Genomic DNA, 2,018 nt, shown 5'->3' with positions numbered 1-2,018 from the left:
GGCACAGCCAACCAACAGTTAGCAAAAGACGCAATTCTTGCAGCAGACGCTTCTGTCAACTTTGCCACCTACGACACAAATAACGATGGCTATGTCGATACCAACGAGTTGGCTGTTGTAATAATAGCGGCTGGGTACGAGGCATCCTACTCGGCAACTCCCGCGACGCCTAATGTGTGGGGACATCAGTGGTCTATCTCCAACGTTGCACCGCCCGTGGTGGATGGTAAGACCGTGGGGGCATATCACAGCGGGGCTGGAGGATATGGCATGTTTGGTGAGGTACACAAGACAAATGGCGTTGCCAATGCGCATCAAGCTACAATGGGGATCATGGTGCATGAGTTGGGGCATCTGATCTTCAAGTGGGTAGACCTGTACGACACGGACTACTCCTCCGAGGGCATAGGTGCATTTGGTCTCATGGCTGCAGGGAGTTGGGGGAAGGCAAGCACTGATACGTGGTCGGGAGCAACACCCGTCTTACCCTGTGCCTACAGCAAGTATATCCGCGGTTGGGTCGATGGAGCCGTAGGAGACGGTACCGTGTCCATAACGGCGGCAGGCCATACAAATGCAACATCTGCCAACACCGTCTACAGGGCAACAACGGCTAACGCTAACGAATACTTTATCGTTGAAAACAGACAGGCCGCAGGATACGACCTGGGGCTTGAGAATTGGTTAGGGGCAGGTTTTGGGGGTGGATTGGCCATCTTTCATGTCGATACAAGTATGTCGAATAACGACAATGACTCCCACCGCCTGGTACATATAGAAACGGCAGACAAATATCAGATGTCGGCAGGCAACTACGGCTTAAATACCAACCTCTGGTACGCAGGTAATGCCACCACGTTTAATGCCGCATCAACACCAAACACCAATCTATATAACGGTACATTAAGTTGGGTCTCAATCAGCGCCATCTCTGCAACGGCAACGACGATGACGGCCGTTTTCAGCAAAGTGTACACTGTTCCCACACTGGATGCGTGGTCAATCGCAGGGATTATAACACTCTCCTCTATCGTCATGTACAGGGTAAGACGCAGACAATTCAGCGATTCAGACTAAATACACGTAAGACAATTTGACGGCTTCAATTTTCTATGCAATGCCGGGGGGGAGTGGTTTCACCTACCGCCGGTATCACGGCACCACACAAACTCAATCGCTTGGTCTGAAGGCCTTTACGTTGAGTTGTACGGACCTGATGCCGTTGTAGGAGTTGATGGTTGGCGTAAAGGCAGCGTCGAATCGTTCGTGCATCGACAGCTCATGCAGATAACCTCCGAGGTCATAGGCGATGGCGTCAATGATGTAACCGTTATAACCGAGTCTTAGCTTGAGGTGGTTTTTGCCAACGATCCTTGGGTTTAACGCCATTAGCCCCTTTGACCCGAGGATTGGCTCCGGATTGCCATAGCCATAGGGGGCAAGCCTTGACAGTTCGGTCAGGAGTTTGGCGTTTACGTCTTTGAGTGCGACGTCGGCATCAATGCTTATTGTGGGAGTAAAATTGCTGTTGGCGATGGTGTTTTTTACGTGCTCATTGATAAGGGTCTCAAACCTGTCGATATCCTCTGCCTTTAGGGTAAGTCCTGCCGCCTGCCTGTGTCCGCCAAACTGTATGACACACTCCGAACATTGGGATATGGCATCACAGATGTCCAGCTCCGGTACGCTCCTGGCCGACCCCCTGGCTATCCCATTCTTTATCGAAAAGACCACGGCAGGCAGACCGTAGCGGTCAACCATCTTTGAGGCCACTATCCCCAACACGCCCTCATGCCAACCCTCATCGGCAATGGTTATCACCTTGTCAAATCCCTTGCGCCTAACCTGAATCAGTGACATCTCAAGCACATACTCCTCAACACGCTGTCTTTCGAGGTTGACGTTGTTGAGATATCTGGCGATGGTTTCGGCTTCTTCGACGGAACTCGTGATCATCAGTTTGACCACGGAGGTGGCATCAGCCATCCTGCCGGCGGCATTGATCCGAGGTATGACCG

2 protein-coding genes are annotated in these 2,018 nt (G+C 51.7%); one reads left to right on the top strand and one right to left on the bottom strand.

Features of this window, described 5'->3' with window-relative positions:
- Positions 1-1,077: M6 family metalloprotease domain-containing protein (locus tag HWQ67_RS17155; RefSeq protein ID WP_218253913.1), on the top strand; the 1,077-nt coding region annotated here is incomplete at its 5' end.
- A 93-nt stretch (positions 1,078-1,170) separates the two neighbouring features.
- Here HWQ67_RS17155 and HWQ67_RS17150 read toward each other — a convergent pair.
- A partial coding sequence (locus HWQ67_RS17150) for a single-stranded-DNA-specific exonuclease RecJ (protein WP_218253912.1) occupies positions 1,171-2,018 on the bottom strand: 848 nt, incomplete at its 5' end.

The sequence above is a fragment of the Candidatus Magnetobacterium casense genome (assembly GCF_019173545.1).
Classification (GTDB): Bacteria; Nitrospirota; Thermodesulfovibrionia; order Thermodesulfovibrionales; family Magnetobacteriaceae; genus Magnetobacterium; species Magnetobacterium cryptolimnobacter.
This window is presented reverse-complemented; position numbering and strand designations above follow the sequence as displayed.